Source organism: Mesorhizobium sp. WSM4887 (assembly GCF_029625865.1).
Taxonomy (GTDB): Bacteria; Pseudomonadota; Alphaproteobacteria; order Rhizobiales; family Rhizobiaceae; genus Mesorhizobium.
In genome coordinates, this window is the sequence record NZ_JARTVP010000001.1 from 876799 (window position 1) to 903049 (window position 26251).

General features: G+C 63.7%; 25 protein-coding genes. 11 read left to right on the forward strand and 14 right to left on the reverse strand.

What is annotated here, in order from left to right:
* Window positions 1-2 precede the first annotated feature (2 nt).
* The gene (locus P9230_RS04230; RefSeq protein ID WP_278117555.1) at window positions 3-1388 is read right to left on the reverse strand and encodes a serine hydrolase; all 1386 of its coding nucleotides are present in this window, start codon (window positions 1386-1388) and stop codon (window positions 3-5) included.
* 230 nt (window positions 1389-1618) lie between these two features.
* Here P9230_RS04230 and P9230_RS04235 point away from each other — a divergent pair, with 230 nt between their 5' ends.
* Together P9230_RS04235 and P9230_RS04240 are read left to right on the forward strand one after the other, a co-directional pair.
* On the forward strand, window positions 1619-2410 hold the full coding sequence (locus tag P9230_RS04235; RefSeq protein WP_095779058.1) for a GH25 family lysozyme: 792 nt from the start codon (window positions 1619-1621) through the stop codon (window positions 2408-2410).
* Between the two features lie 171 nt (window positions 2411-2581).
* The gene (locus tag P9230_RS04240) at window positions 2582-3760 is read left to right on the forward strand and encodes a lytic murein transglycosylase (RefSeq protein ID WP_128370524.1); all 1179 of its coding nucleotides are present in this window, start codon (window positions 2582-2584) and stop codon (window positions 3758-3760) included.
* Between the two features lie 34 nt (window positions 3761-3794).
* On the opposite strand, the gene P9230_RS04245 is transcribed toward P9230_RS04240, so the two are convergent.
* Window positions 3795-5015 carry an alanine racemase gene (locus P9230_RS04245; RefSeq protein ID WP_095802435.1) on the reverse strand — a complete coding sequence of 407 codons (1221 nt, stop codon included), beginning with the start codon at window positions 5013-5015 and terminating at the stop codon, window positions 3795-3797.
* A gap of 213 nt (window positions 5016-5228) precedes the next feature.
* Between P9230_RS04245 and P9230_RS04250 the strand changes: the two genes are divergently transcribed.
* A complete protein-coding gene (locus P9230_RS04250; RefSeq protein ID WP_095802406.1) occupies window positions 5229-6149 on the forward strand; it encodes a DMT family transporter in 921 nt (306 codons plus the stop codon).
* Between the two features lie 425 nt (window positions 6150-6574).
* Here the strand turns inward: P9230_RS04250 and metF are convergent, their stop codons facing one another.
* Together metF and P9230_RS04260 are read right to left on the reverse strand one after the other, a co-directional pair.
* Window positions 6575-7492 carry a methylenetetrahydrofolate reductase [NAD(P)H] gene (gene metF, locus P9230_RS04255; protein ID WP_127245810.1) on the reverse strand — a complete coding sequence of 306 codons (918 nt, stop codon included), beginning with the start codon at window positions 7490-7492 and terminating at the stop codon, window positions 6575-6577.
* Complete coding sequence (locus P9230_RS04260) at window positions 7492-8499, reverse strand: metalloregulator ArsR/SmtB family transcription factor (protein ID WP_067328997.1); 1008 nt, start codon at window positions 8497-8499, stop codon at window positions 7492-7494. Before P9230_RS04260 ends, metF begins: the two co-directional genes overlap by 1 nt.
* A gap of 141 nt (window positions 8500-8640) precedes the next feature.
* Between P9230_RS04260 and tsaA the strand changes: the two genes are divergently transcribed.
* The 3 genes from tsaA (at window position 8641) to P9230_RS04275 (ending at window position 10515) form a co-directional block, all read left to right on the forward strand.
* On the forward strand, window positions 8641-9147 hold the full coding sequence (gene tsaA / locus P9230_RS04265; RefSeq protein WP_067328995.1) for a tRNA (N6-threonylcarbamoyladenosine(37)-N6)-methyltransferase TrmO: 507 nt from the start codon (window positions 8641-8643) through the stop codon (window positions 9145-9147).
* Window positions 9144-9458 (forward strand): DUF2293 domain-containing protein, encoded by a 315-nt coding sequence (locus P9230_RS04270; RefSeq protein WP_066990672.1) that lies wholly within the window; start codon window positions 9144-9146, stop codon window positions 9456-9458. The genes tsaA and P9230_RS04270 overlap by 4 nt, the downstream gene beginning before the upstream one ends.
* 97 nt (window positions 9459-9555) lie before the next feature.
* The gene (locus P9230_RS04275) at window positions 9556-10515 is read left to right on the forward strand and encodes a D-amino acid aminotransferase (protein WP_095824936.1); all 960 of its coding nucleotides are present in this window, start codon (window positions 9556-9558) and stop codon (window positions 10513-10515) included.
* A 69-nt stretch (window positions 10516-10584) separates the two neighbouring features.
* Here the strand turns inward: P9230_RS04275 and P9230_RS04280 are convergent, their stop codons facing one another.
* Window positions 10585-11214: an MOSC domain-containing protein gene (locus tag P9230_RS04280; protein WP_095802403.1), complete on the reverse strand. Its 630-nt coding sequence runs from the start codon at window positions 11212-11214 to the stop codon at window positions 10585-10587.
* A 179-nt stretch (window positions 11215-11393) separates the two neighbouring features.
* Between P9230_RS04280 and P9230_RS04285 the strand changes: the two genes are divergently transcribed.
* The gene (locus P9230_RS04285) at window positions 11394-11960 is read left to right on the forward strand and encodes an isoprenylcysteine carboxylmethyltransferase family protein (protein WP_067328990.1); all 567 of its coding nucleotides are present in this window, start codon (window positions 11394-11396) and stop codon (window positions 11958-11960) included.
* Between the two features lie 6 nt (window positions 11961-11966).
* On the opposite strand, the gene P9230_RS04290 is transcribed toward P9230_RS04285, so the two are convergent.
* The 4 genes from P9230_RS04290 to P9230_RS04305 all read right to left on the reverse strand — a co-directional run bounded on the left by P9230_RS04290 (window position 11967) and on the right by P9230_RS04305 (window position 16829).
* A complete protein-coding gene (locus P9230_RS04290) occupies window positions 11967-13088 on the reverse strand; it encodes a beta-ketoacyl-ACP synthase III (protein WP_095824938.1) in 1122 nt (373 codons plus the stop codon).
* 118 nt (window positions 13089-13206) lie between these two features.
* Window positions 13207-13974: a trans-aconitate 2-methyltransferase gene (gene tam / locus P9230_RS04295; RefSeq protein ID WP_095824939.1), complete on the reverse strand. Its 768-nt coding sequence runs from the start codon at window positions 13972-13974 to the stop codon at window positions 13207-13209.
* 38 nt (window positions 13975-14012) lie between these two features.
* Window positions 14013-15662, reverse strand: a complete 1650-nt coding sequence (ettA, locus tag P9230_RS04300) for an energy-dependent translational throttle protein EttA (protein ID WP_067328984.1) — start codon at window positions 15660-15662, stop codon at window positions 14013-14015.
* A gap of 156 nt (window positions 15663-15818) precedes the next feature.
* Window positions 15819-16829, reverse strand: a complete 1011-nt coding sequence (locus P9230_RS04305; RefSeq protein ID WP_278115597.1) for a ribonuclease — start codon at window positions 16827-16829, stop codon at window positions 15819-15821.
* Between the two features lie 196 nt (window positions 16830-17025).
* Between P9230_RS04305 and P9230_RS04310 the strand changes: the two genes are divergently transcribed.
* From P9230_RS04310 to P9230_RS04320, 3 genes are read left to right on the forward strand one after another with little or no spacing between them, the layout of a single operon-like run.
* Window positions 17026-17985, forward strand: a complete 960-nt coding sequence (locus P9230_RS04310; protein ID WP_278087388.1) for an alpha/beta hydrolase — start codon at window positions 17026-17028, stop codon at window positions 17983-17985.
* A 53-nt stretch (window positions 17986-18038) separates the two neighbouring features.
* Complete coding sequence (locus P9230_RS04315; protein ID WP_278117559.1) at window positions 18039-19214, forward strand: CaiB/BaiF CoA-transferase family protein; 1176 nt, start codon at window positions 18039-18041, stop codon at window positions 19212-19214.
* A complete protein-coding gene (locus P9230_RS04320) occupies window positions 19211-20860 on the forward strand; it encodes a thiamine pyrophosphate-binding protein (RefSeq protein ID WP_278087386.1) in 1650 nt (549 codons plus the stop codon). The genes P9230_RS04315 and P9230_RS04320 overlap by 4 nt, the downstream gene beginning before the upstream one ends.
* Before the next feature lie 49 nt (window positions 20861-20909).
* Here P9230_RS04320 and P9230_RS04325 read toward each other — a convergent pair whose 3' ends face one another.
* The 5 genes from P9230_RS04325 to P9230_RS04345 all read right to left on the reverse strand — a co-directional run bounded on the left by P9230_RS04325 (window position 20910) and on the right by P9230_RS04345 (window position 25722).
* The gene (locus P9230_RS04325) at window positions 20910-21356 is read right to left on the reverse strand and encodes a CHRD domain-containing protein (RefSeq protein ID WP_127243160.1); all 447 of its coding nucleotides are present in this window, start codon (window positions 21354-21356) and stop codon (window positions 20910-20912) included.
* A gap of 174 nt (window positions 21357-21530) precedes the next feature.
* Window positions 21531-22502, reverse strand: a complete 972-nt coding sequence (locus P9230_RS04330) for an ABC transporter substrate-binding protein (protein WP_128370511.1) — start codon at window positions 22500-22502, stop codon at window positions 21531-21533.
* Window positions 22503-22539: 37 nt separating this feature from the next.
* On the reverse strand, window positions 22540-23694 hold the full coding sequence (locus P9230_RS04335; protein WP_278117562.1) for an ABC transporter permease: 1155 nt from the start codon (window positions 23692-23694) through the stop codon (window positions 22540-22542).
* Entirely contained in the window at window positions 23691-24569 is an 879-nt protein-coding gene (locus tag P9230_RS04340; RefSeq protein WP_278117564.1) for an ABC transporter permease, read from the reverse strand. Before P9230_RS04340 ends, P9230_RS04335 begins: the two co-directional genes overlap by 4 nt.
* A gap of 361 nt (window positions 24570-24930) precedes the next feature.
* A complete protein-coding gene (locus tag P9230_RS04345) occupies window positions 24931-25722 on the reverse strand; it encodes an ABC transporter ATP-binding protein (protein ID WP_066990627.1) in 792 nt (263 codons plus the stop codon).
* A 110-nt stretch (window positions 25723-25832) separates the two neighbouring features.
* Between P9230_RS04345 and P9230_RS04350 the strand changes: the two genes are divergently transcribed.
* A complete protein-coding gene (locus tag P9230_RS04350) occupies window positions 25833-26243 on the forward strand; it encodes a cupin domain-containing protein (RefSeq protein WP_170950346.1) in 411 nt (136 codons plus the stop codon).
* Window positions 26244-26251: the final 8 nt, after the last annotated feature.

Genomic DNA, 26251 nt, shown 5'->3' on the forward strand with positions numbered 1-26251 from the left:
CCTTACTGGTGTAAAGCTTTCACCAGCGCGGCCACCATCGCCTGCGGCCGATAGCCGAGCTTGGCAGGTGTCAGCCCGAGCCGCACCACCACCAATTGCTCCGACGGAATGATGGCCACCGTCTGGCCGTCATGGCCTTCCATCCAGTAGGTGTCCTTGGGCAGGCCGGCGGCAGCGCCCGCGCCCGGATTCTCCTCATCGCCCGGACCCTCGATCCACACCTGGCCGTTGCCGTAGACCTTCGAGGCCGGCGCCGGCTGCCGCATCCAGTCGACGAATCCGGCGGGCAGGATCTGCGCGCCGTTCCAGACACCGCCCTGCAGCAGGAACTGGCCGAAGCGGGCCCAGTCGTGCGCCGTGGCGTAGAGATAGGACGAGCCGACGAAAGTGCCTCGCTCGTCGGTTTCGAGCACCGCGCTGTGCATACCGAGCGGCTCGAACAGCGCCGTGCGCGGCCAGGTCAGCGCCTTCACCTTGTCGCCGATTGCCTCCTGCCACAGCCGCGACAGCATGACGGCCGTACCGCTCGAATAGGAAAATGCCTTGCCCACCTCACCGCCGAGCGGCTTGGTCTCGGCAAAGCCCGCCATGTCCGGCTCGAGATAGAGCATGCGCGTAACGTCGGCGACGTCGCCATAGTCCTCGTTGAACTCCAGCCCGCTCGACATCGCCATCATGTCGGCAAGGCTGATCGCCGCCCGACCGTCGGCCTTCCACGGCGAGAACAGGCCCTTGTTGTCGAGCGCCATCTTGCCGTCCTTGACCAGCGTGCCGACGATCGCGGCATTCACCGTCTTGGTCATCGACCAGCCGAGCAGCGGCGTCTTGGCCGAAAAACCCTCGCCATAGCGTTCCGCGACGATGCGGCCGTTCTTCACCACCACGACCGCGCGCATGCCTGTCCCGACCATCGCGGCATCGTCGACGATCTTCGTGACGGCGGGGTTTTGCAGGGCGTCCACCCTTTCGCCCTCCGGCCAGAGCGCATCCTGCGAGGCCACCGCCAAAGGCTCTATATGGACGGAGGTCTGCCGCGCCCTGCCGGTGTCGCCATCCGGAACCGACGCGCAGCCGAGCCCGTCGCGCTCTACGGCGACGCTCTTGCCCAGCGTCCAAAGCAGGCCCGCCGAAACAAGGCCCCTTTCCTTGTCGACGGATACCTTCATCAGCTTGAGCAGCGGATGGCCCGGCGCCTGCACGTCGACGGCCAGCACTTCATTCGGGTCGCGGCCGGCGATGAACACGTTGGAGCAGACGATCTTGGCCGCATAGCCCGAGCCGACACGGATCAGTTCGGGCGGCGCAAAGTAGAGCCAGGCGAAGAGCGCGATCACCGCCAGCACAATGAGGCCGAACAGCCATTTGATGAACTTCACGACATCCCGCATCTTTCCGCCCTTGGGTTTTCCGGTTCGCTTTATGTCATTGATTTGCCGCCATTGCTTCTCCAAAATCATGGTCGATGTCGAGCGCCGTCAATGGATTATCAACCATGTTCGGCGATGAACGGAGAGACTGGGCGGTCCTGTGGGGCGACCGTCCGGAGGGGGCCCGCGGAAGCGACCACCATCAGTGAAGGACCCATCAGCGGCCGGCTGATCCCGGCTCGGGGGATATCATGCGCCGTCTTGCGGCCATCCTGATGCTGACGCTGTTGAGCGCCTGCTCGACCGTGGACGATCTATCGCCGCTGGCGCCGTCATCGCAGACGGTCGCCCTGCGCGCGCCCCGTTTCGAAGATTCCAAGCCGCATGAGTGGGACAGCGGCGCGCCGTGGAATTATGCTGTCCACGGCACCGACGTCTCAAAATACCAGACCTCTGTCGACTGGCCGACGGCCAAGGCCAGCGGCATCTCCTTCGCCTTCATCAAGGCGACCGAGGGCGGCGATCGCTTCGACGATTATTTCAACGAGCACTGGGCACGCACCAAGGCCGTCGGAATCCCGCGCGCGGCCTATCATTTCTTCTATTTCTGCACCCCGGCCGCCACCCAGGCGCGCTGGTTCATCGCCAATGTTCCGAAAGATCCCTCGGCGATGCCGCCGGTGCTCGACATGGAATGGAACCCGAAGTCGCCGACCTGCCGACTGCGCCCTGATCCCGCGACGGTGCGCAGCGAGATGACCACCTTTCTCGAGATCGTCGAGCGCCATTATGGCAAGAAGCCGATCATCTATACGTCGCTCGACTTCTTCGATGACAATAACCTGGCGACGTTCCGCGGCTATCCTTACTGGCTGCGCTCGGTCGCCGGCCATCCGCGCCAGAAGTATGGCAGCCATCCTTTCACCTTTTGGCAGTACACCGGAACCGGCATCGTGCCCGGCATGACCGGCAAGTCCGACATCAATGTTTTCAACGGCTCGGAAGCCGCCTGGAACAAGTGGCTGCGGCAGAACACCCGTTGACATCGGCCCCCTTGCCTGCTTTCGACATGGCGGGCGGTGATAGTTGCAACCGCTGGCGATGCGGAGCGGCGCACCCCACCGGGGTGCCGCACGGCGCTCCTGAATTTTGAAATCTACGCATGATGCGTCCGCACCCGGCCGTGATCATGCCCCGGTCTCGTAAGGGAAGCGATGCGATTGCGCGTTGAAATCCTGGCGGCGCTGCTGGTCGGCGCTTTCGCTTGGCCTGCGGCGGCGCAGGAATGCGGCGGCGATTTCGAAGCGTGGAAACAGGGCGTGGCAGCGGAAGCCAAGGCAGCCGGCGTCGGCGCCGTTGGCCTGGAGGCGCTGGAAAATGCCGCGATCGATGAGAAGGTGCTGGCGCGCGACCGAGCTCAAGGGGTGTTCGCCCAGACCTTCACCCAATTCTCGAACCGCATGATCTCGGCCTATCGCCTGAAGCAGGGCGCGGCCAACCTCAAGAAATATGCCGACGTCTTCGCGCGCGCCGACAAGGAATTCGGCGTGCAGCCGGCCGTCATCACAGCGTTCTGGGGACTGGAGACGGATTTCGGTGCCGTGCAGGGCGATTTCCACACGCTGGACGCGCTGGTCACCCTTGCGCACGACTGCCGCCGCCCTCAGTTGTTCCGGCCGCAATTGGTGCCGTTGCTGACCTTGATCGACCGCGGCGTGCTGCCGGCGGATGTCAAGGGCGCCTGGGCCGGCGAGATCGGCCAGACGCAGATTCTGCCGACCGACTATCTCGCCCGCGGCGTCGACGGCGACGGCGACGGCAAGGTCGATCTCCGGAACAGCGTGGCGGACGTCATCATGACCACGGCCGACAAAATCCTGTCGCGCGGCTGGAAGCGCGACCAGCCCTGGGTCGAGGAGGTGCGCGTTCCCGACGACATGCCTTGGGACCAGACCGGCCGCACCAACAAGCTGCCGCTGTCGCAATGGGCCCAATGGGGCGTGACCAATCCGGACGGCACGCCGCTCGTCGACAACGGCCTGAAGGCCGGGCTCGCCTTGCCCATGGGTCGCAAGGGTCCAGCCTTCCTGACCTACGACAATTTCGACGTTTATCTGGAATGGAACCAGTCCTTCACTTACGCGCTCACCGCTGCGGTGCTGGCGACCCGTCTGGCCGGGGCGCCGCAATTCGACCCGCGCACGCCCGAGCCCGGCCTCAACGGTGACCAGATGAAGGCCCTGCAGACCAAGCTTGAGGCCAAGGGCTACGATGTCGGCACGGTCGACGGTATCCTCGGCACGAATACCCGCGAAGCGATCCGCAAGGAGCAGATGCGCCTGGGCATGGCCGTGGACGGTTGGCCGACGCCGGAATTGCTGGCGAAATTGTAGCGCCCTGTCCTTCCCCCAAGGGGAGAAGGGGAGCTCAATCCGCCATCGTCTCCAAGCTCGCGAAACCTTGCGGCGCGTCGCCCTCGTCGAACGGCGTCGTCACCTCCACGAACGTGTCGGGATAGAACCCGTTGAATCGCGTCCTCAGTGACAGCGAGTAGGCGCCGATATGGCCGATCTCGATCCAGTCGCCGGTGTCGACCGTTTCCGGCAGCCAGAATGGGCGCGACAGGATGTCGACGGAATCGCACGTTGCGCCGCAAACCTTGAACGGCACGACCGTCTTGTCGCTGCCATTGCGCGTGCGGATCGCCGGATCGGGAATGAAGCGCGCCGGCAGCGTGATCTTGCCGGTCCATGAATCCGAGAGCGACGCCCAGATGCCGTCATTGATGTAGAGCCTTTTGCCCTTGCGCAAGAGCACGCGCACGATCAGCGACAGGCAGCGCGCCACGATCACGCGGCCGGGTTCGGCGACCAGCGGCATCTCGTCGAACCGGTATTCCTTGAGGTCGCCGGCCAGCCGCGACATGAGCTGGCCGAGCGACGGCATCTCGATGTGTTTGCGGTTGGGATCGTGGCCGTACTCGGCCGGAAAGCCGCCGCCCACGTCGAGCCCGGCAATGTCGAAGGTCAGCCGGTTGCGCACCCAGTCGGCAGAGGCCAGCGCGCGCTCGTAGGTGTCGGGGTCCTCGATCTGGCTGCCGACATGGAAACACAGCCCGACCTTGTAGCCGGTACGGTTGAGCCGCTCGGCAAGCTCCACCGCATTGGCGGGACCGGCGCCGAATTTCTTGGACAGCTCATAGGCCGCGTGGCCCTTGGTCTGGATGCGCACGAAGACGGTGAGAGCGCCGGGATCGATGTCGAGCGCACGCACCACGCGCGTCAGCTTGGTGACCTCGTCCTCATGATCGAGCGAAATCACGCGGATGCCGTATTTCTCCAACGCCAGCTTGATGTCCGACTGCGCCTTGATCGGATGCATGTAGAGCATTTCGGCCTCGGGCGAGACCCCCCGCACAGCGGCGAACTCGCCGGGCGAGGCGACGTCGAAGGCGCTCACGCCGGCCTCGACCAGCGTCTTCAGCACGATCTGCTCGCCATTGGTCTTGACCGCATAGGCGGTCTTGCCCGGGAACATGCCCATGAACTGCAAAGCATCGGCCTTAAGCACCTGCGGGCGGAAGCAATAGACCGGATCGTCCGGACGAAGCGCCAGTGCCGCCTCGCGGGCATTTTCGAATCGCTGCATGGACGAATCCTTGATCTCGGCGCGCACAATTAATCCTAGCTAGCCGCCAAAGAAAACAGTTCTGTGTCTCGCCTTCGCCTGCGAGCGGCCGCACCCTTTTGCGCCACGCTAAACCATTGGGCAGGTTTCGGGTGGCCCTTGCCACCGAACCGTATATCGGTTGGAGCTGGTTCGGCGGATTGAGGGAGCGATCGGCATGGGAGGGGTGACGACATGACGATGGCGGCTGGCGCCGCGCCGACACGCGGACCGATGACGCTCAGAGATTGGGCGCAGCTCCTGCTGCTCGGCGCGATCTGGGGCGGCTCCTTCTTCTTTGCCCGCATTGCCGTGGCGGAGATCCATCCTTTGGCGCTGGTGCTGTTTCGCGTCGCCATCGCGGCGGCCGCGCTTCAGCTCTATCTGGCGATCCGCGGCCCGTCCTTCCGTCTCGCCTTTCCCCACGCCGGCCTGTTCTTCCTGCTGGCGTTGGCCAACAATGTCATTCCGTTTTCGCTGATCTTCGCCGGCCAGACCGAGCTCGGCGCCGGTATTGCCTCTGTGCTCAATGCCACGACGCCATTTTGGACGCTGCTCCTCGCCAATGCGCTCACCGCTGACGAAAAACTGTCCTGGAACAAGCTGGCCGGCATCTCGCTCGGCGTTGCAGGAACAGCTGTCATGATCGGTCCTGGTTTGGCTGCTGGCCTCGGCGAGCCGGCCTGGGCCAAGTTCGCGCTGATCGGCGCCTCGGTGTCCTACGCGATTGCCCTGATGATCGCGCGCCGGTTCAAGGGGGTGCCAGCGCCGGTCATCGCCACCGGGCAACTGACCGCATCGACCATCATCATGATCCCCGTCGTGCTGATTGCCTACGGCCCGACCGGACTGTTTTCGGTCTCGCCGCCAGTCTGGGCCGCGGTGCTCGGGCTGGCCCTGCTCTCCACAGCCTTTGCCTACATCCTCTATTTCAACCTCGTGGCCTCGGCCGGCGCCACCAACGCCTCGCTGGTCACTTTGATCGTACCGGTGAGTGCCGTGCTGCTCGGATTCCTGTTTCTGGGCGAGCGGCTGCAGCTCTTCGAAATGGGCGGCATGGCGCTGATCGGAGTCGGTCTGATCACCATTGACGGGCGCCTGTTCGGCCGATGGTAGCGGTGCCATGCCACGGCTTCGCCATAATATATTCACAAACTCTTGGATCGATTTTTGCCGAAGAGTTTCAATGGCTAACGGCAAATTCGAGGTCGCAAATTCCACAATCACGTCGCAATGCAGCACATTTTCCGCTTGCCTGTGACCCAAATGACTCTAGATTCCGGCCGTAGCTCTTAAGAGGAGGCTATGGCATGGGACTGACGAGGCCAATCAACGCATTGATGATTTGTGCTGCGTTTGCATTCATCGGCGCCCTTATCATGGGCGTTCTTCCCTGACCCGCCGAAGCCGGGAAGACCAGCACCGAGGATGAGTCCAACCGATTCGAAAAGGCCGGGTTCCGCCCGGCCTTTTCCGTTTCAATCATTGTTTTGAATGCATGTCGTTTCGCAAAACCGCTGCACACTTTTCGGCGAGTTTGATCAGGCCGCGGCCGAGCCGGCCGCCTCCGCCTCATGCGAGCGGATGCCGATCATGTGGCAGACGGCGAAGACCAGATCGGCACGGTTCATCGTGTAGAAATGGAAATCGCCGACGCCGCGCTCGACCAGATCATGGACCTGCTCTGCCGCGACCGCTGAGGCCACCAGTGCATGCGTTTGCGGATCGTTCTCCAGCCCTTCGAAGCGCTCGGCCAGCCAGGCCGGCACCAGCGCGCCGCAGCGGGAGGAAAAATTGGCGACCTGGGTGAAGTTGTGCACCGGCAGGATACCCGGCACGATCGGGATGTAGATGCCGGCGCGGCGCGCGCGCTCGACATAGCGCTCGTAGAGGTCGTTATCGAAGAAGAACTGGGTGATCGCCCGCGTCGCGCCATTGTCGACCTTGCGCTTCAGCATATCGATGTCGGTGGCGAAGTCCGGGCTTTCCGGATGCTTTTCCGGATAGGCCGAGACCGAAATGTCGAAATCGCCGACGCTCTTCAGCGCCCCGACCAGTTCGGCGCCGTTCGCATAACCATCGGGATGCGGACGATAGGCGGTCCCCACGCCTGCTGCCGGATCGCCACGCAAGGCGACGAAACGGGTGACGCCAAAGTCGGCGAATTCCTGGATGACGGCGTCGACCTGATGCCGGGCCGCGTCGACGCAGGTCATATGCGCCGCCGGCGTCAGCGTCGTCTCGTGCAGAATGCGCTTCACGGTGCGCGCCGTGCGCTCCCGGGTCGAGCCGCCGGCACCGTAGGTCACCGAGACGAAGCGCGGCTTGAGCGGCTCGAGCCTTGTGACGGTGTCCCAGAGCCTTGCTTCCATCTCATCCGTTTTCGGCGGGAAGAACTCGAACGAAACCCGGACCTTGTCGCCAATGTCGGGGCGGCGGGAAAAGCGGAACTGGTTCATCAGGCTGTTTCCCTTGCTGGAAGTGTGTCGTTGGACGGATCGGCGATCAGCAGGCGGCGATCGCGACCCAACCAGAGCTTGACGGTGAGTCTCGCCTCGGCCTGGCCGCGCGGCTCGAACTCCTGGCTCTCTTCGAGGTCAAGCCCTGCCTCCTCGAACCAGTCGGCGATCTGCCGGTCGGAAAAGCCTAGCCGCATATGCGCGTGCTGGTCGCGCAGGAACTCCAGATTGTGAGGCGCGAAATCGACGATCACCAGCCTGCCGGACGGACGCAGCAGCCTCGCGGCCTCGCCGATGGCGCGGGCCGGATCGTCGAGATAGTGCAGCACCTGGTGGATGGTGACGAGATCGAAGGCGTTGCGCTCGACCGGCGGCGAAAAGATGTCACCCTGGCGCACCTGCGCATTGGCGACGCCGGCTTTGTCGAGATTGGCGCGCGCCACGGTCAGCATCTCGCGCGACATGTCGATGCCGACGCCGCGCCGGTAGAGCGGCGCGAAGATCTCCAGCAGCCTGCCCGTGCCGGTGCCGAGGTCGAGCATCGACTGGAACGGCCGTTTGCCGACAAGCTTGAGCAGTGCCGCTTCCACCGCGCGATCCGGCACATGCAGCGAGCGGATGCGATCCCAGCTGGCAGCGTTCTCCGAAAAATACTCCGCGGCCCGGTCCTGCCGCTTGCGCTTGACAGCGGCCAGCCGCTCCAGGTCGCGCACCACCTGCGGATCGGCCTCGCGCACGCCCGAGACCAGCCGCTGAACGAAATCGCGCGAGCTGTCTGTGTCCGATAGCCTGAAAAAGGCCCAGGACCCTTCCTGGTAGCGGCCGATCAGCCCGGCATCGAGCAGTAACTTCAGATGCCGTGAGACGCGCGGCTGCGACTGGCCAAGGATTTCGGTAAGGTCGGAGACGGTGAGATCGCCGCGCGACAGCAGCACCAGAATGCGCAGGCGGCTGGATTCGGCAGCCGCCTTCAATGTATCTACCATCGTGTCGAGCGTGACATGCATGAGCGGTTCTCGCTGAAAGATATAAAGATATGTTTATGTCGAATTTAAAACCCTGGCAAGCGTTATGTCGCTCTCGGACAAGAAAATGGCGCAGCCATGGTCCGCGCATTGCAGGCCATGCGTCCGCGGATTGATTGAACGATGTTCGAGAGACGCGAGGACGAGACGCTCCTGGAAAACGACCCGGCCAATCTGCCGCCGGACGGCCATGTCGTCTTCATCGGCCGGATCGCCTCGCCTTGGACGAGCCGCGAGGATTGTCCCAAGAACATGCGCGCCGCCCGCGAGACCGGTCGGACTGGGGCCATCCTGATCGACAAGCCCTACCGCCGGGGGCTGCAGAACCTCGATCGCGCCAGCCACATCGTCATCCTGTCCTGGCTCGATCATGCCCCACGGAATCTGATTGTGCAGAAGCCGCGCCATGCGGCTGAACCGAAAGGCGTTTTCTCGCTGCGCTCCCCTGCCCGGCCGAACCCTGTCGGCCTGCACATCGCCAAGCTCGTCGCGCTCGATATCGAGGAAGGCCGGATCGAGATCGACGCCATCGACGTGCTCGACGGCACGCCGGTCGTCGACATCAAGCCCTACTATGCGTCGACCGATGCCTTCCCTGAGGCGGCCATTGCCGGACGCGAGGAGAAATGAGCGCGCCGACCGGCCGCCGCCGCGCGATTGCCAAGGCGCTCACCGCGCTCTTGCCGCTCGCCCCCTATTCCGACATGGAAAAAATCCGCGCCGATGCCGGAGCCGTGCATATGAAGAGCTTGCCGCCGACGATCGCGGTGTGGCTGGCAACCATCGCGCATGTCCGCCACACCCATACCGACTATGACAAACTGCTGGCCGAAGGCTATGACCGCGACTCGGCACGCTTCTTTGTCATCGACGAGACCAATGAGGTGCTGACCCGCTGGCGCGCGACGCGGCTGCTGGAAGAGGATGACGAGGACGAGTAAAGCACAGGCTAGGCTAGACAGCGCCGTTGGCCTGGCTCTTACTTCATTCGAAGCTGGACGCTAACCTGCCTTTCCACAACGACGAAGATGGAGCGAAATGAGCCAAGCCGCCCCCGCGCCTGCCGCGCCACTACCCATTCTGTCAGAGCGTCATCTCGATCCGCATGCCTATCCCAACGGCGTCGCTTACCTCGATGGACAATATCTGCCGATGTCGCAGGCAAAGGTGTCGGTGCTGGACTGGGGCTTTCTGCATTCCGACGCCACTTACGACACGGTCCATGTCTGGGACGGCCGCTTTTTCCGTCTCGATCTGCATCTCGACCGTTTCTTCGGCGGGCTGGAAAAGCTTCGCATGACCATCCCGTTCGGCCGCGACGGCGTTGCCGAAATCCTGCACAATTGCGTCGCGCTGTCCGGCCATCGCGGTGCCTATGTCGAGATGCTGTGCACGCGCGGCGCCTCGCCGACCTTCAGCCGCGATCCGCGTCAGGCGATCAACCGGTTCATGGCTTTCGCCGTCCCCTTCGGCTCGGTCGCCAATGCCGAACAATTGCGAAGCGGCCTCCACGTCGCGATCAGCGACAAAGTCCGTATCCCACCTGCCTCGATCGATCCCTCGATCAAGAACTACCATTGGCTGGACCTGGTGCGCGGGCTCTACGACGCTTATGACCGCGGCGCCGACACCGCGCTGGTCCTCGACTTCAACGGCAACCTCGCCGAAGGTCCAGGCTTCAACGTGTTCTGTGTCAGGGCAGGCAAATTGACCACGCCCGCCGTCGGCGTGCTGCCCGGCATAACGCGCCGCACCGTGTTTGACCTGTGCGCCGAGGCGGGACTGCCCACGGTTGCCGCGGATGTCAGCGTGGCCGCGCTCAAGTCAGCCGACGAAGTCTTCATCACCTCGACGGCCGGCGGCATCATGCCCGTCACGATGATCGACGGTGCTCCGGTTGCCGATGGCAAGGTCGGGGCGATCACTGAGCGTCTGATGCGCCTCTACTGGCAAAAGCACGAGGATCCGGCCTGGTCGAGCGCAGTGCGCTACGGATGACAACCAAAGCCACTCCAACAGTTCACTCGAGCGAGACTTGAACCGGCGATATCCAAAGCCGAAGCCCGATCACGCGCGATAGATCCACTGCTCCGGCACCCGCACCGAAATCTCTTCGCCGGTCCTGATGATGCCGGGTTTTTCGACCCAGGCGACCAGACCGCGCAGCCTCTTCGCCGTCTTCGGAAACAGCAAGGCCGTCGCGTCGCGATCCGCCGCGTTGACATGTTCGGCGATCGATTGCCCGGCGACCCGGCAGGGCTTGTTCTGGCCGTCGATCTTGATCGTCACGCCGCCCTTGAAGAACAACAGCGACCCCGCCGGCAGCATCGAAAGATGCGGCAGGCCTTCGATCATCAGGTTGGCGCCGATCCATTCCGCCTTGATCTCCTCGAGGCCCATGCGGTGGGCGACGATGGCGAGCTCATCCGCGGCGACGAGCGACAATTGCCGCTCGTTGCGCATTTCGGTGCCGCGCGGGTACCAGGGCTCGCGCCCGCCGGAGCGCCGCGTCGCGCCGGCATGGAAGTCACCCTCGATCCCGTCGAAGCCAAGGCGCAATTCGTCCACGGGCCTTGTCTCGAAATGATCGGACTGCGCGGCATAGAGTGCCGCTGCCAATGCTGTCAGCTTGCGGCCGGCGACGATGTCGGCCGTCGGCTCCGCCGACGGAAAAAGCTCTAGGTTCGTTTCCTGCATAGCGTTGGTCTAGAGACGCTCGGCTACTCGGTCCAGTCGAAAGCGCTGATGATCCGATCACAGCGCTTCATGGCGATCACGACTTTCTTACCTGAAGATGCCGCACGCTTTCACATTCCGCCGCATTGCCGCCGCGCCGGCGGCGTAAATGGCGGCGCGAACTTGGGAGGGTTCAGATCATGCAGGTTCAACATGCGATCGCCGCGCTCTGGTTGGCCTGGGTGGTGTCTTGGGTGCTGGCCGCCGCGTGGGCCGATCCAGCGCAAAAGCGCGCGGACTTCAAGGCTGAGGCCCGTTACCGGGTTCTCTGGCTGGCCGGCACCTTTCTGCTGTTCGCGCCGGCGCACGGCTATGTCGGCCGATTGCGGCTGTGGACGCCGACGCTTGCCGAGGGCTGGATCTGCGTCGCCCTGATCGCGATCGGCATCGCTTTCGCCTGGTGGGCGCGCTTGCATCTCGGTCGGCTGTGGTCGGGCACCGTCACCGCCAAAGCCGATCACCGCGTGGTCGACAGCGGTCCCTATCGGCTGGTCCGCCACCCGATCTACACCGGCCTGCTGGTGTCGATCCTCGCCACCATGGCAGCCAAGGGCACTGTCTGGGGTGTTGCCGGCGCTGCCCTGCTGCTCGTCGGCATCGTCGTCAAGGCCAGGCTGGAAGAGAGCTTCCTGCGCGGCGAGCTCGGCCCCGCCTATGACGACTATGCCAGGCGCGTGCCGATGCTGGTGCCGTTCGTTCCCGCCTGAGCCGGTTTACAACATCCTCAGCAGCGCGCCGCCGATCGAATAGCCTGCGCCGAAGGCGCAGAGCAGGCCGAAATCGCCGGCCTTCATGTCCGCATGATTTTCGGACAGTGCCACGATGGCGCCGGCGCCCGCCGTGTTGCCGAGCCGCTCCAGCACCATCGGCGCGCGGTCATGGTCGACATCATGGCCGAAGGCGAGTTTCAGGATCATCGCATTCATGCGCGCATTGGCCTGATGCAGCCAGAAGCGGCGGATGCCTTGCGGCGCCAGACCATGCTCGGCCAGGAACTCGACGATGAATTTGTGGCCCGCGACCGTGACTTCCTTGAACACCTTGTTGCCGACCTGCTTGATCAGATTGCCCTCGAGGTTGATCTGGTAGGGATCGTCCTGGGCAGTGCGGGTGTGGTAGCCGAGATTGGTGCGGATGTTGTTCGACATTTGCGTCCAAGTGCGCGTGTCGAGCACCTCGAAGCGTCCCGGCCGCTTCTCGCCCTGGTCGAGCCCTTCGACGATCATGGCGACCGAGGCGTCGCCGAAGATGAAATGCGTCTGCCGGTCGCGGAAGTTGAGATGGCCGGTGATGATTTCGGGCGTCGACACCAGGATGCGCTTGTGCGCCCCTGCCCTGACCAGGTTGACCGCGATGTGCAGCGCCGCCGCGGCGGAAGAGCAGCCGAGCCCCATGTCGAAGCCGGCGCCATTGGTGCCCAGGGCCTGCTGCATCTCGATGGCGATCGCCGGATAAGGTCGCTGATGATGCGAGGCCGAGCAGATCACCAGATCGATATCCGAGCCTTCCACGCCGGCATGGGCGATGGCCTTTTTGGCCGAAGCGATGCCGAACTCCGCCTGCAGCGACAGCGCGTCGTCCGGCCGGGCCGGAATGCGCGGCGCCATGCGGGTTGGATCGAGGATGCCTTCGCGTTCGATCACATGGCGGGTCTGCACGCCCGACGCATGGACGATGAAGTCGCTGTCCGACTTCTGCAGCAGCGTCTCGCCTGTGACGGCGCGGCGCGCATTCTCGGTGTCGACCCAGCTGTTGAAGCTTTCGACCAGCTCTTCATTGGTGATGACAGGCTCGGGGATTTCGGCGCCGATGCCGCTGATGATGACGCGATGCATGTCCAATCCGTCCGAGGCACGGCCTTTGTGCCGGAGCGCGCTACCCTTGTCGCATTTGGCCGGTTTATGCCAGCCTAAATCGCAGTTCCGGCTATCGCGATGAGTTGACCGGAAACGGTCAGGCCCGCTTGGCAATGATGAAGATGCGCGGGAAGCGCAGCAGCACCTTGCCGGTCGCCGTCTTCGGATAGGCCTTTGCGATCTTTGCGGTGTAGCTTTCGAGGAATGTCTTTCTCTCGTCCGCGTCGAGCGGATCGAGGAACGGCTTCAGCCCCGTCGCCTTGACCCATTCGACGATCGCTTCGGCATTGGCCAACGGATGATTGTAGATCGTGTGCCAGATATCCACGCGATCGGCGAGCGGCGACAGAAGATCGTAGTAGAAGGAAACCGGGGGCAGCGGCGCGCGGGCGGCGCTCCTGAGCTTGGCCGAGAACGGCATCTCGGCCGCGGTGTCGCGCATCAACCGATGCGAGGGTTCGCCAAGATTATCGGGCATCTGGATGGCCAAGGCGCCGCCCGGCGCGAGCAGCCCGATCAGCTGCTGGAACACCGCCGGATGCTCCGGCAGCCATTGAAAGACCGCGTTTGCGAAGATCACGTCGACGGGCTGTGCCGGCTGCCATGCGGAAGCATCGGCTAGAGCGAAATTCACGTTGGGCAGCCGCGCCTTCGCCTTCTCGATCATGTCGGGTGAGGTGTCGAAGCCGCTGACCTCCGCATCCGGCCAGCGCTCGACCAGCAGCTCCGTCGAGTTGCCCGGACCGCAGCCGATATCGACGACGCGGCGCGGGAAATCGACCGGGACTTGTGCTGCCAGGTCCCGCGCGGGCCGCGTGCGCTCGTCCTCGAACTTCAGATATTGGGCGGCGGACCAGTCAGCCATTTCAGAGCCTCATATGTGTTCGCCGCCCACGGACTTTGTTACCGCGTCAGCCGCTTGTGCGTCATGCGGTGCGGGGTTGCCGCCTCCGCGCCCAGGCGGCGCAGCTTGTCCTTCTCATATTCCTCGAAGTTGCCTTCGAACCATTCGACATGCGCATCGCCCTCGAAGGCGAGCATGTGGGTCGCCATGCGGTCGAGGAACATGCGGTCGTGGCTGATGATCACCGCGCAACCGGCATAGGCTTCGAGCGCATCTTCCAGCGCGCCCAGCGTTTCGGTGTCGAGATCGTTGGTCGGTTCGTCGAGCAGCAGCACATTGCCGCCGCCCTTCAGCATCTTGGCCAGATGCACGCGGTTGCGCTGGCCGCCGGAAAGGTTGCCGACCTTCTGCTGCTGGTCGCCGCCGCGGAAGTTGAAGGACGAGCAGTAAGCGCGGCTGTTGACCTCGTGCTTGCCAAGCTTGATGACCTCGGCGCCGCCCGAGATCTCTTCCCAAACAGTCTTGTTCGGGTCGAGCGCGTCGCGGCTCTGGTCGACATAGCCGAGCTTCACGGTCTCGCCCTTGCGGATCGAGCCGGCATCCGGTGTTTCCTGGCCGGTGATCATCCTGAACAACGTCGTCTTGCCGGCACCGTTCGGGCCGATGACGCCGACGATACCGCCCGGCGGCAGTTTGAACGACAGATCCTCGATCAAAAGCTCGTCGGCAAAGCCCTTGTTGAGGCCCTCGACCTCGATGACGACATTGCCGAGGCGCTCGCTCGACGGGATGACGATCTGCGTGTCGGTCGGCTTGCGGTTCTGCGACTGCTCGACCAATTCCTCGTAGGCCTTGATGCGCGCCTTGGACTTGGTCTGGCGCGCCTTCGGCGAGGATTGGATCCATTCGCGCTCGCGCCAGATCGCCTTCTGGCGGGCGTCGTCCTCGCGCCCTTCCTGGATCAGGCGCTTGGCCTTGGCATCCAGATATTTGGTGTAGTTGCCCTCGTAGGGAATGCCGCGGCCGCGGTCGAGCTCGAGAATCCAGCCGGTGACGTTGTCGAGGAAGTAGCGGTCGTGTGTGATGATCAGCACCGAGCCCGGATAGTCGCGCAGGTGCTTTTCCAGCCATTGCGTGGTCTCGGCGTCGAGATGGTTGGTCGGCTCGTCGAGCAGCAAAAGGTCGGGCTGCTCGAGAAGCAGCCGGCAGAGCGCCACGCGGCGCCGCTCGCCGCCCGAGAGGTTGGTCACTTCGGAATCGGCCGGCGGGCACTGCAGGGCGTCCATCGCCATCTCGACCTGCTGCTCGAGATCCCACAGGTTCAGCCGGTCCATCTCGTCCTGCAGCTTGGCCGACTCGTCCGCCGTCTCGTCGGAATAGTTCATCATCAGCTCGTTATAGCGCTCGATGATGGCGGTCTTCCTGGCGACGCCGTCCATGACGTTTTCACGCACGGTCTTGCTGTTGTCGAGCTGCGGCTCCTGAGCGAGATAGCCCACGGTGGCGCCTTCGGCCAGCCACGCCTCGCCCTGAAACTCCTTGTCGAGCCCGGCCATGATGCGCAGGATGGTCGACTTGCCCGAACCGTTGGGGCCGAGGATGCCGATCTTGGCGTCCGGATAGAAGGACAGGTGGATGTTGTCGAGCACCTTCTTGGTGCCGTAGGCCTTCGACAGGCCTGACATGTGATAGATGAACTGGCGAGCCACGCGCGCTTTCCCTGAAACTGAACTGTCGAATTGGGTGGGGTTGCGCGCTATGTAGGCGATGAAGCGCCGAACGGCAATCGCTTTCGGCACGCCGCGATCTTCACCAGCCGGCGATCATGCTCGGTTCGGCGGCCAGATCCGGGCCTGGCACGCGCCCTATTGGAACCCTATCGCGTCGACCGTGCCCTTCGGGCAGCCCGCCTTGCTCGTCGGCGCCGAGGCGATCAGCAGGCTGGCGAGCTTGCTGTCGGGGCCGATCGGACCGGAGAGACCGAGCGTCAGCTCGCCGATCAACCGCCTTCCGCTCGACGGATCGACAAGGCAGGAGACGCGCACGCGGTCCCCGGCGCCCTTGCCGAAGGCCTGGTCGAAGGCATTGCGGATCTGCTCCGATGTCAGCTGCTTGCCGATGTTTTTGACAAAGAGATCGCGCACCGGCGAGGCGTTCACCGCGCGCATCAGATTGAGCGCGTCGGAGAAATACTCTTGCTGGCTCTTGCCGTAGCAGGTGCCGTGCTTGATCCATTCATGGCGCTCCAGCTTGGACGCCGTGCCCGGCATCATCTGGTCGAGCTCGGCGCGCGTGTTGGCGTCGAGTTCGACGGGTGGCAAATCTCCCCAATGCGCGGGATTGTCGTTGGCCTTGTCGCCCGCCGACACCTGGCAATAGAAATTGCCGTTCGGCTGCGGCCACAGCCCATGCAGCGTGAAGTGCGAAGCGTCGAATTCGTTGGGATTCTGCGCCTTGCATTCGGGTTTGTTGGCCTTGGTCTCACAGAATGCGGGCTGCCAGCTCAGCGCAAACACATATTCAGGCTTGCCGGAACCAGGTTGCGACGGCTTCATCGGATCGGCCGGCGAGGGCGTGGCGGACGCGCTGCCGCCGATGACATGACCGCAGTTGATCTTCACCCAGCGTCGCTCCGGATCGGCGCCAGGAACCTGGATGAGATAATGGGTAGGCTCGTCCTTGTTGCCTGCCAGAAGCTGATAGGTCTGTCCCGCTTGGGTAGACACGTTGCCGGAGTTCTTGCCGCTCTTGATGGCTTGCGTTGCCGGACAGGCGCTGTCGGCCACGAAGGTGCCGCTCATCTTCACATCGGCCTGAGCCGCGCCGGCGCCAACCAGGGTCAGAACAACCGAACCCCATACTGCCCAAACCCGCATTCCCGCTCTCCCGGCGATCATCGAACCGTATTGGATTCGGCACATTAGAACAGGCGACGTGTCAGAATTGCGATCTTTGTCGTCGCGCGAAAATAATCCCCAGGAGAGCGATAAGCGCACTCCACATGGCTCGAAAGGATCGCGCTCTCTTGACGCCGCCGAAGCCCTCGCCCATCAGTCGCCAAGGGAGCGAGACATGCCATTCGACAAGCAGACCAGGCTGGCCTCACCGACCGGGGCCGACCTCAACCTCTATGTGAGACATGCGCAAACATCCCCGCGCGCCGTCATCCAGATCAATCACGGCTTGGCCGAGCATGCGGCGCGTTACGCCCGCTTTGCCGACTTCCTCGGCGCGCGCGGCTTCCATGTCTACGCCCATGACCATCGCGGCCATGGCGCGACAAAGGCGCCCGATGCGCCGCTCGGCCGGTTCGCCGATACCGACGGCATCGCCAAGGTGATTGCCGATGTCGGCGCGGTGCATGATCTGATCGCCGTTGATCATCCGGGATTGCCGGTCATCGCTTTTGGACATTCGCTCGGCGCCTCGATCGCGCTGAATTTCGTCCTCCGCCACTCCGGTCGTGTCCATGCCGCCGTGATCTGGAACGGCAATTTCTCGCAAGGCCTGCTCGGCCAGCTGGCCCTGGCCATCCTGGGCTGGGAAAGGATGCGGCTGGGCTCCGACATGCCATCTCGGCTGCTGCCCAAGCTGACCTTCCAGGCCTGGGGCAAGGCCGTGCCCAATCACCGGACCTTGTTCGACTGGCTGTCGCGCGATCCGGTCGAGGTCGACAAATACATCGCCGACCCGCTCTGCGGCTGGGATCCCTCGGTCTCCATGTGGCGCGATGTGGTCAACTTGGCGCTCTACGCCGGCAGGGAATCGAGCTTCGCCGGCGTGCGCCGCGACCTCTTCGTCAATCTGATCGGCGGCGAGAAGGATCCGGCATCGGACTACGGCAAAGCGGTTCACCACCTTGCCCGGCGTATGGACAAAATGGGCTTTTCGAATCTGGTTTCAAAGGTTTACGCCGACACCCGCCACGAGAGCCTGAACGAGGTCAACCGTGACATCATCATGAATGATTTCGCCGCCTGGGCGGATCATACGCTGAAACCTAGCGGCATTGGCCCATTGCATGGGTCGTGACAGGGGCGACCTCTGTTGGTAGACGCTGCGCTTTCAACCCTTCACGGTGATCCATGGCTGAACCCCCGCTGAAAGGCATCCGCGTCATCGAACTCGCTCGCATCCTGGCAGGCCCCTGGGCCGGGCAGTTGCTCGCCGATCTCGGCGCCGATGTCATCAAGGTGGAGAGCCCGCACGGCGGCGACGACACCCGCAAATGGGGCCCGCCCTTCGTCATGAGCCATGACGGCGAGAACCTTTCGGCGGCGTACTATCATTCCTGCAATCGCGGCAAGCGCTCGGTCGCCATCGATTTCTCCAGGCCCGAGGGCGCCGACACGCTCCGCCGTCTCGTCGCCACGGCCGACGTGCTGATCGAGAACTTCAAGCTCGGCGGTCTCAAGAAATACGGGCTCGACTATGAAAGCCTGAAGAGGATCAACCCGCGCCTCGTCTATTGCTCGATCACCGGCTTTGGCCAGGACGGGCCCTACGCGCCCCGCGCGGGTTACGATTTCATCATCCAGGCGATGGCCGGCATGATGTCGATCACCGGCGAGGTCGGCCGCGAGCCGCAGAAGGCGGGCGTCGCCATCTCCGACCTGTTCACTGGGCTTTATTCGGTGATCGCCATCCAGGCGGCGCTCCGCCACGCAGAAAGGACCGGTGAAGGCCAGCATATCGACATGGCGCTCTTCGACAGCCAGATCTCGGCGCTCGGCAACCAGAACCTCAACTATCTGGTCTCGGGCAAGTCGCCCGTGCAGATGGGCAACGCGCATATGAACATCGCGCCTTACGAGGTGCTGCCGGTCAAGGACGGCCATATCATCCTGGCGGTCGGCAATGACGGACAATTCACCAAGTTCTGCGCAGCGGTCGGCCTCACCGATCTGTCAGCCAATCCGGATTTCGCCACCAATCCGGCGCGCGTCGCCAATCGCGCAAAGCTGCGCGAACAGATCATCGAGACGCTGAGCACGTGGGATCGCGATCCGCTGCTGGCGAAGCTAGAGGCGGCCGGCGTGCCGGCAAGCCCGATCAACACGATCGGCCAGATGTTCGCCGACCCGCAGACGATCGCGCGCGGCATGCGGCTCGACCTGGACGACGGTCATGGCAATTTGCTGCCTACGGTACGTGCGCCGATGGTGATGTCCGGCACGCCGCTCGTCTATGAGCGCCCCTCGCCGCGTCTCGGCGAGCACACTGAGGAAATCCTTGCCGAACTGGAGAGATCAGCAAAATGAAGACCGGCGGACAATTGATCGTCGAGGCGCTCGAAGCGAACGGCACCGACCGCATCTTCTGCGTTCCAGGCGAATCCTATCTGGCGGTGCTCGACGCGCTGCATGACTCGCCGATCCGTACCATCGTCTGCCGTCAGGAAGGCGGAGCGGCGATGATGGCCGACTGCCAGGGGCGCCTGACCGGCAAGCCCGGCATATGCTTTGTCACCCGCGGCCCCGGCGCCACCAACGCTTCGGCCGGCATTCATATCGCCATGCAGGATTCGGTGCCGCTGATCCTGTTCATCGGCCAGGTCGCCAGTCACGCCAAGGAGCGCGAGGCTTTTCAGGAGGTCGACTACAAGCGCTTCTTCGGCGACATCGCCAAATGGGTGGTCGAGATCGAGGATGCCTCACGCATCCCGGAATTCGTCACCCGCGCCTTCGCGGTGGCGACGTCAGGCCGCCCTGGCCCAGTTGTCATCTCGCTGCCCGAGGACATGCTGACCAGCGAGGTCGAGGCCCCAACGGCGCTGGCTCATACGCTGGTCGAAACAAGCCCTGGTGAAGCCGAACTCGACCGGCTTGAGGCCCTGCTCAATGCCGCCAAACGGCCGATTGCCATCCTGGGCGGCACGCGCTGGGATATTCAAGCGGTTCAGGACATCACCCGTATCGCAGAGGCCTGGTCACTGCCGGTCGGCTGCTCCTTCCGCCGCCAGATGCTGTTCGACCACTTGCATCCGAACTATGCCGGCGATGTCGGCATCGGCATCAATCCGAAGCTGGCGGCAACGGTCAAGCAGGCAGACCTGGTGCTGCTCATCGGCGGCCGCATGGGCGAGATGCCGTCCTCGGACTATACGCTGTTGAAAAGCCCTTACCCGGACCAGATGCTGGTGCATGTCCACGCCGACGCCGGCGAGCTTGGCCGCGTCTATCGGCCGACCCTGGCGATCAACGCCTCCCCCGCCGCCTTCGTGCGAGCCTTCGCCAGACGCAAAGGTCCGGCCGCGCCCGGTTGGGCGGCGGAGACGGCAAAGCTGCATGCCGCCTATCTCGAATGGTCGACGCCGCCTCAGACCGGCCCCGGCGCTGTGCAGATGGGGCCGATCATGACCTATCTGGAAAAGGCGCTGCCGGAAGACGCCATCCTCACCAACGGCGCCGGCAACTACGCCACCTGGGTACATCGCTTCCACCGCTTCCGCCGCTTCGCCACGCAGGCGGCGCCGACTTCCGGCTCGATGGGCTACGGCACGCCGGCCGCGGTCGCGGCCAAGGCCCTATACCCGGATCGCGAGGTCATCGCTTTTGCCGGCGACGGCTGTTTTCTGATGAACGGGCAGGAGTTCGCGACCGCCGTGCAATACGACCTGCCGATCATCGTGGTGGTCGTCAACAACGGCATTTACGGCACGATCCGCATGCATCAGGAGCGGGAATATCCGAGCCGCGTCGTGGCGACCGACCTCAAGAACCCGGATTTCGCCGCCCTCGCCCGCGCCTATGGCGGCCATGGCGAGACCGTCGAAAGGACCGAAGACTTCGCTCCGGCCTTCGAGCGCGCACGCGCCAGCGGCAAGCCGGCGATCGTCGAGATCAGGCTCGATCCTGAAGCCATCACGCCGACCCGCACGCTGACACAGATACGCGACAAGTCCTGATCCGGCAGAACGAGGCGGTCGCCCCCCTCGTTGCTGCCAGGAAACTCCGCTACATCGATCCGCCTGCCTTCTCGATCTGGCCGCGGATCTCGCCGTCCGGATTCGCCTTGGTGTGGACGTTGACGTAGTACTTGCCGGCCTCGAGGTCGGCTGCCTGCGCGTCGGTCAGCGTCGCCGATCCCTTGATCGGGCTCTTGAGCTTCTTGAATGGGATCACCGGAGGTGCGTTTTCACCCGACGCGGCCGGGCCGTGAATGTGAGCAGCCGTCGCAGGTCCGCTGAGGCCGGAATATTTGACGTTCCAACTGAGCTTCTTCTTGGCGGTGTCGAAGGTGAATGTGGCGGTTCCCTTGCCTTTGGTGGTGACGGGCGGGCTCTGCTGGCTACCGTCGAGCGTCGCATTGTACTTCACAGTTTCGGCCAAGGCCGAAGATGCGAGCAGCAAAGCAGTCGAGACAGCAAAGGCCGAAAGCATCGGCCATGATTGGATGCGCATTGGAGAACCTCCTTGGCTGGCGCGCATCCGCCCCGCCGCGGCTCCCCCGGCGCGCGGATGCCCCACTGCAACGGTTGGCAGGCCGCTTGTATCCCTGCACACGGATATTTTACCACAGCAAAGAAAAAGGGGCGGTCACCCGCCCCCGTTAAGTCTCGACTGGCGAGGTCGACCTTACTTGATCGCCTTGTCGGTTATCGCGGTCGTATAGGCGCCCGACGGCTCCTTCGCGATGATCTTCTGGTCGAGCAGCGCCTTGGCGGTGCGCTCATAGGTGGCCGGATCGAGCTTGCCGTCGGCATTGTCGATCAGCTTGGCGACTTCGCCCATCATGCGCTTCTGATGGTTCTCGTCCTGGCCGCCATTATCCATGACGATCTCGGCCGCCTCATCCGAATTGTCGACGGCGTATTTCCAGCCCTTCATCGAGGCGCGCACGAAGCGCACCATCTTGTCCTCGAAGGCCGGATCCTTCAGCTTGTTCTCCAGCGCGTAGAGGCCGTCCTCGAGCAGGTCGTTGCCCATGGCTGAATAGTTGAAGACGGTGAGCTGCTCCGGCTTGTAGCCGGCGTCGATCAGCTGCCAGTACTCGTTATAGGTCATGACCGAGATGCAGTCCGCCTGCTTCTGGATCAGCGGCTGCACGTCAAAGCTTTGCTTCAGCACGGTGACGCCGTCCTTGCCGCCGTCGGTCTTGAGGCCGAGCTTGTTCATCCATGCATAGAACGGGTACTCGTTGCCGAAGAACCAGACGCCGAGGGTGTGGCCCTTGAAGTCGGCTTCGGTCTTGATCGGGCCGTCCTTCGGGCAGACCAGCTCCATGCCGGCTTTCTTGAACGGCTGGGCAATGTTGACCAGCGGCACGCCTTTTTCACGGGCGGCCAACGCGCCGCCCATCCAGTCGACGATCACATCGGCGCCGCCGCCGGCGATCACCTGCTCGGGCGCGATATCCGGCCCGCCCGGTTTGATGTCGACGTCGAGCCCTTCGGCCTCGTAGAAGCCCTTGGCCTTGGCGACGTAGTAGCCGGCGAACTGGGCCTGCGTGACCCATTTCAGCTGCAGCGTCACCTTGTCGGCCGCCATCGCTTGGAAAGCGGCCAGCGACATCGCCCCGGCCAGAGCAGAAATTATCAGTCTTTTCATGTTTTTACCCTCTGAAGTTAGCCCAAACCCACCGCCCCTATCCACCACGGACAGAGGGATGCCAAAACGTGACGGCTCTCTCGACAAGAGCGACCACGCCATAAAAGACCGAACCCGCCAGTGCTGCAACTGCGATTTCGGCCCAGACCATGTCGATGTTCATCCGCCCGACTTCCGTCGAAATGCGGAATCCCATGCCGACCACGGGCGTGCCGAAGAACTCCGCGACGATGGCGCCGATCAGCGCCAGCGTCGAGTTGATCTTCAGCGCATTGAAGATGAACGGCATTGCCGCCGGCAGCCGCAGCTTCAGCAAGGTCGGCCAGTAGCCCGACGCATAGGTGCGCATCAAATCGCGCTCGATGTGGCCGGAGGCGGCAAGCCCCGCGACGGTGTTCACCAGCATCGGGAAGAAGGTCATGATGATCACGACCGCCGCCTTGGACGGCCAGTCGAAGCCGAACCACATCACCATGATCGGCGCGACGCCGATGATCGGCAGCGCCGACACCATGTTCCCGATCGGCAGCAGCCCGCGCCTGAGGAACGGCACACGGTCGGCAAGGATGGCGACGACGAAGCCGGCGAGATTGCCGACGATGTAGCCGATCAGCACCGCCTTGAAGATCGTCTGCCGCACGTCCGATCCCAGGATCGGCAGCGAGTTGGCAATGCGCGCGCCGATGGCGCTCGGCGGCGGCAAAAGGATGAAGGGAATGCCGGCGCCGCGCGTCACCGCTTCCCAGATGATCAGGATCCAGGCGCCGAAGATCGCCGGAATCATCAGCCGCAGCGCCGTTTTGGCCCCACTGGCTGCAGGCCGTAGCGAGGACAACAGCGCGACGCAACGCCAGGCAAGCAACCAGGCGGCTGCGAGAACCAGAAAGTACGGCGCCAGTGCCGTGCCCTCGAAGCCTCCAATGCCCTTGACCAGAAGCCACGCTGCGACATGGGCGCCGACGAACAAGTCAACGGCTTCGACAAGTGGCGCGAGTCTCACCGTCGAAACCAGCGCCGCGATCAGCAGCAATCCGAGGATGAGACCTTTGGTGCCCATATATGGGTAGGCAACCGTCGCGGCAGGCTCGGCCAGCGCAGCCGCTTCCGGTGTCGACATCGCGCCGAGCGCGAAGGCGACGACGCAAAGAAGGATCGCCAGCACCGCTTGCCAGGATGGTTTGAGCCAGGTCATGCCGGCCTGCCGCCCATGGCGCGGTCGACGAGCCGGCCGGCGATGCCGACCACCATGACCAGAAGCGCGGCAACCACCGAGCCCGCGACCAGCGCCGACCAGATGTCGATCGTCTGGCTGTAATAGGCGCCGGAAAGCAGCTTCGCGCCGATGCCGGCGACAGCACCCGTCGGCAATTCGCCGACGATGGCGCCGACCAGGCTCGCCGCCACCGCCACCTTCATAGACGTGAACAGGAACGGCACCGAGGCCGGCACGCGCAGTTTCCAGAAGGTCTGCGAGGCGCTGGCATTATAGGTGTGCATCAGGTCGAGATGCATGAGCTCGGGCGAGCGCAATCCCTTCACCATGCCGACCGCAACCGGGAAGAACGACAGATAGGTCGAGATCAGCGCCTTCGGGATCAGCCCGGTGATGCCGATGGCCGCCAGCACCACGATGATCATTGGCGCCACCGCCAGGATCGGAATGGTCTGCGAGGCGATGATCCACGGCATAAGGCTGCGGTCGAGCGTCGTCACATGCACGATGCCGACGGCGATCACGATGCCGAGCGCCGTGCCGAAAGCAAAGCCGAGCAGCGTCGAGGACAGCGTCACCCAGGCATTGTAGACAAGGCTGCGGTTCGAGGTGATGCCGCGCAGAAAGGTGTTCTCGAAGAAGTTCACCGCCACCTGGTGCGGCGCCGGCAGCGTCGGCTTCGGCTGCGACCATGTCTTGCCGATGAATTCGACCGTGCCGGGGGTTTCGTTGGCTCTGGCGTCGAGATCGCGCTGGAACGGCGCATTGAGGATGACGGCGAAGACATACCAGAGCACCACCACGCCGGCGAGGATTGACGTGACCGGGATGATCTTGGAACGGAAGGAGTCCATTTAGCAGGCCTTCCCCCGGCGCAACGGCAGCACGCGGCGCTGCGCGTTTTTCGTCATGCTAGAGCAGAGCAAGGAGCGAAGCGACGCGGCGCAGACCCTAGGATCCATGCCGTTATCTCGACGCTCCGCTGTGGCGCAGAATGCGGCTCCCTGCGCCGCGCTCAGCTCGTCGGGTATTCTGAGCCGCTTACGGCCTTCGGTCGACGTCACGGCATGGATCCTAGGGTCTGCGCTCCGCTTCGCGTCGCTCCACCCTAGGATAACGAAATCACGGCGGTCGGCTCCCGCCACGCGCGCGGCTTCGCGCTTGCTCCGCCCCAGGATGTCGAAGCAGCGGGTGTCCGTCCGCTGGCAAGCACCCTCAATCATCATAGCTGTGCCCCGCCCTCAACCCGTCGCGCACGCGCGCGGCGATCGCCAGGAATTCCGGCGTCTCGCGGATGTCGAGCGGCCGCTTCCTGGGCAAGGTGGATTCGATCACGTCGGTGACGCGGCCCGGCCGCGGCGACATCACCACGATGCGGGTCGACAGATAGACCGCCTCGGGGATCGAGTGAGTGACAAAGCAGATCGTCTTGTTGGTCGAATCCCAGAGTTCGAGAAGCTGTTCGTTCAGATGATCGCGCACGATCTCGTCGAGCGCGCCGAACGGCTCGTCCATCAAAAGCAAATCGGCGTCGAAGGCGAGCGCGCGCGCGATCGAGGCGCGCTGCTGCATGCCGCCGGACAGCTGCCAGGGATACTTCTTCTCGAAGCCGGAGAGGTTGACGAGTTCGAGGGTTCGCTTGATGCGTTCCGCCTGCTCGGCCTGGCTGAGGCCAATGATTTCCAGCGGCAGCGCCACATTCCGCTCGATTGTGCGCCAAGGAAACAGCGCCGCCGCCTGGAAGACATAGCCGTAAGCCCGCTTCTCGCGCGCCTGCTCCGGCGAAATCCCATTGACGGAGATCGTTCCCGAGGTCGGCTTCTCCAGATCGGCGATGACGCGCAGCAAGGTTGTCTTGCCGCAGCCGGAGGGGCCGATGAAGGAGACGAACTCACCCTTGCCGATGGTGAGATCGACATTGGACAGCGCCTGCACCGGACCGTCATTGGTCTGGAAGGTGAGGCCGAGCTTGCTTGCCGAAACGACGGCTGGCGACTGTCCGCTCATCGGCAGAAACCTGTCTTTCGCAGCCGCTGCCGCGCCGGCCGGAATCCGGTTGATTTTACGATCGCCTTGCTTTCCACTCGTCCAGTCCCACTTGATCGACGCCCGGAGCCTTGCCGATGTCGCCTAAACCCACATGCCACCTTATTCGCCCTGAAAGCACTTATGAAGGCAAGCAAGGCTTGAGCTATTTCGCCGGTATAGCCGCCGAAACCGTCGGCTCCTCCGGCATTTGTATGCATCTTCTCACCATGCCGCCCGGCGCCCGCGCCAAGGCGCATATGCATGAGAACCACGAGACCGCGATCTATGTGCTCTCCGGCGAGGTCCACACCTGGTATGGCGACCGGCTCGAGCATCACGAAGTCGTCAAGGCCGGCGACCTGTTCTACATTCCGGCGGGCGTGCCGCATCTGCCCGCCAATCTGAGCGGAGCGCCCTCTTCGGCGGTCATCGCCCGCACCGATCCCAACGAGCAGGAAAGCGTGGTCCTGATGCCGGAACTGGATGCGTTGGTTGCCTGAGGTCGACG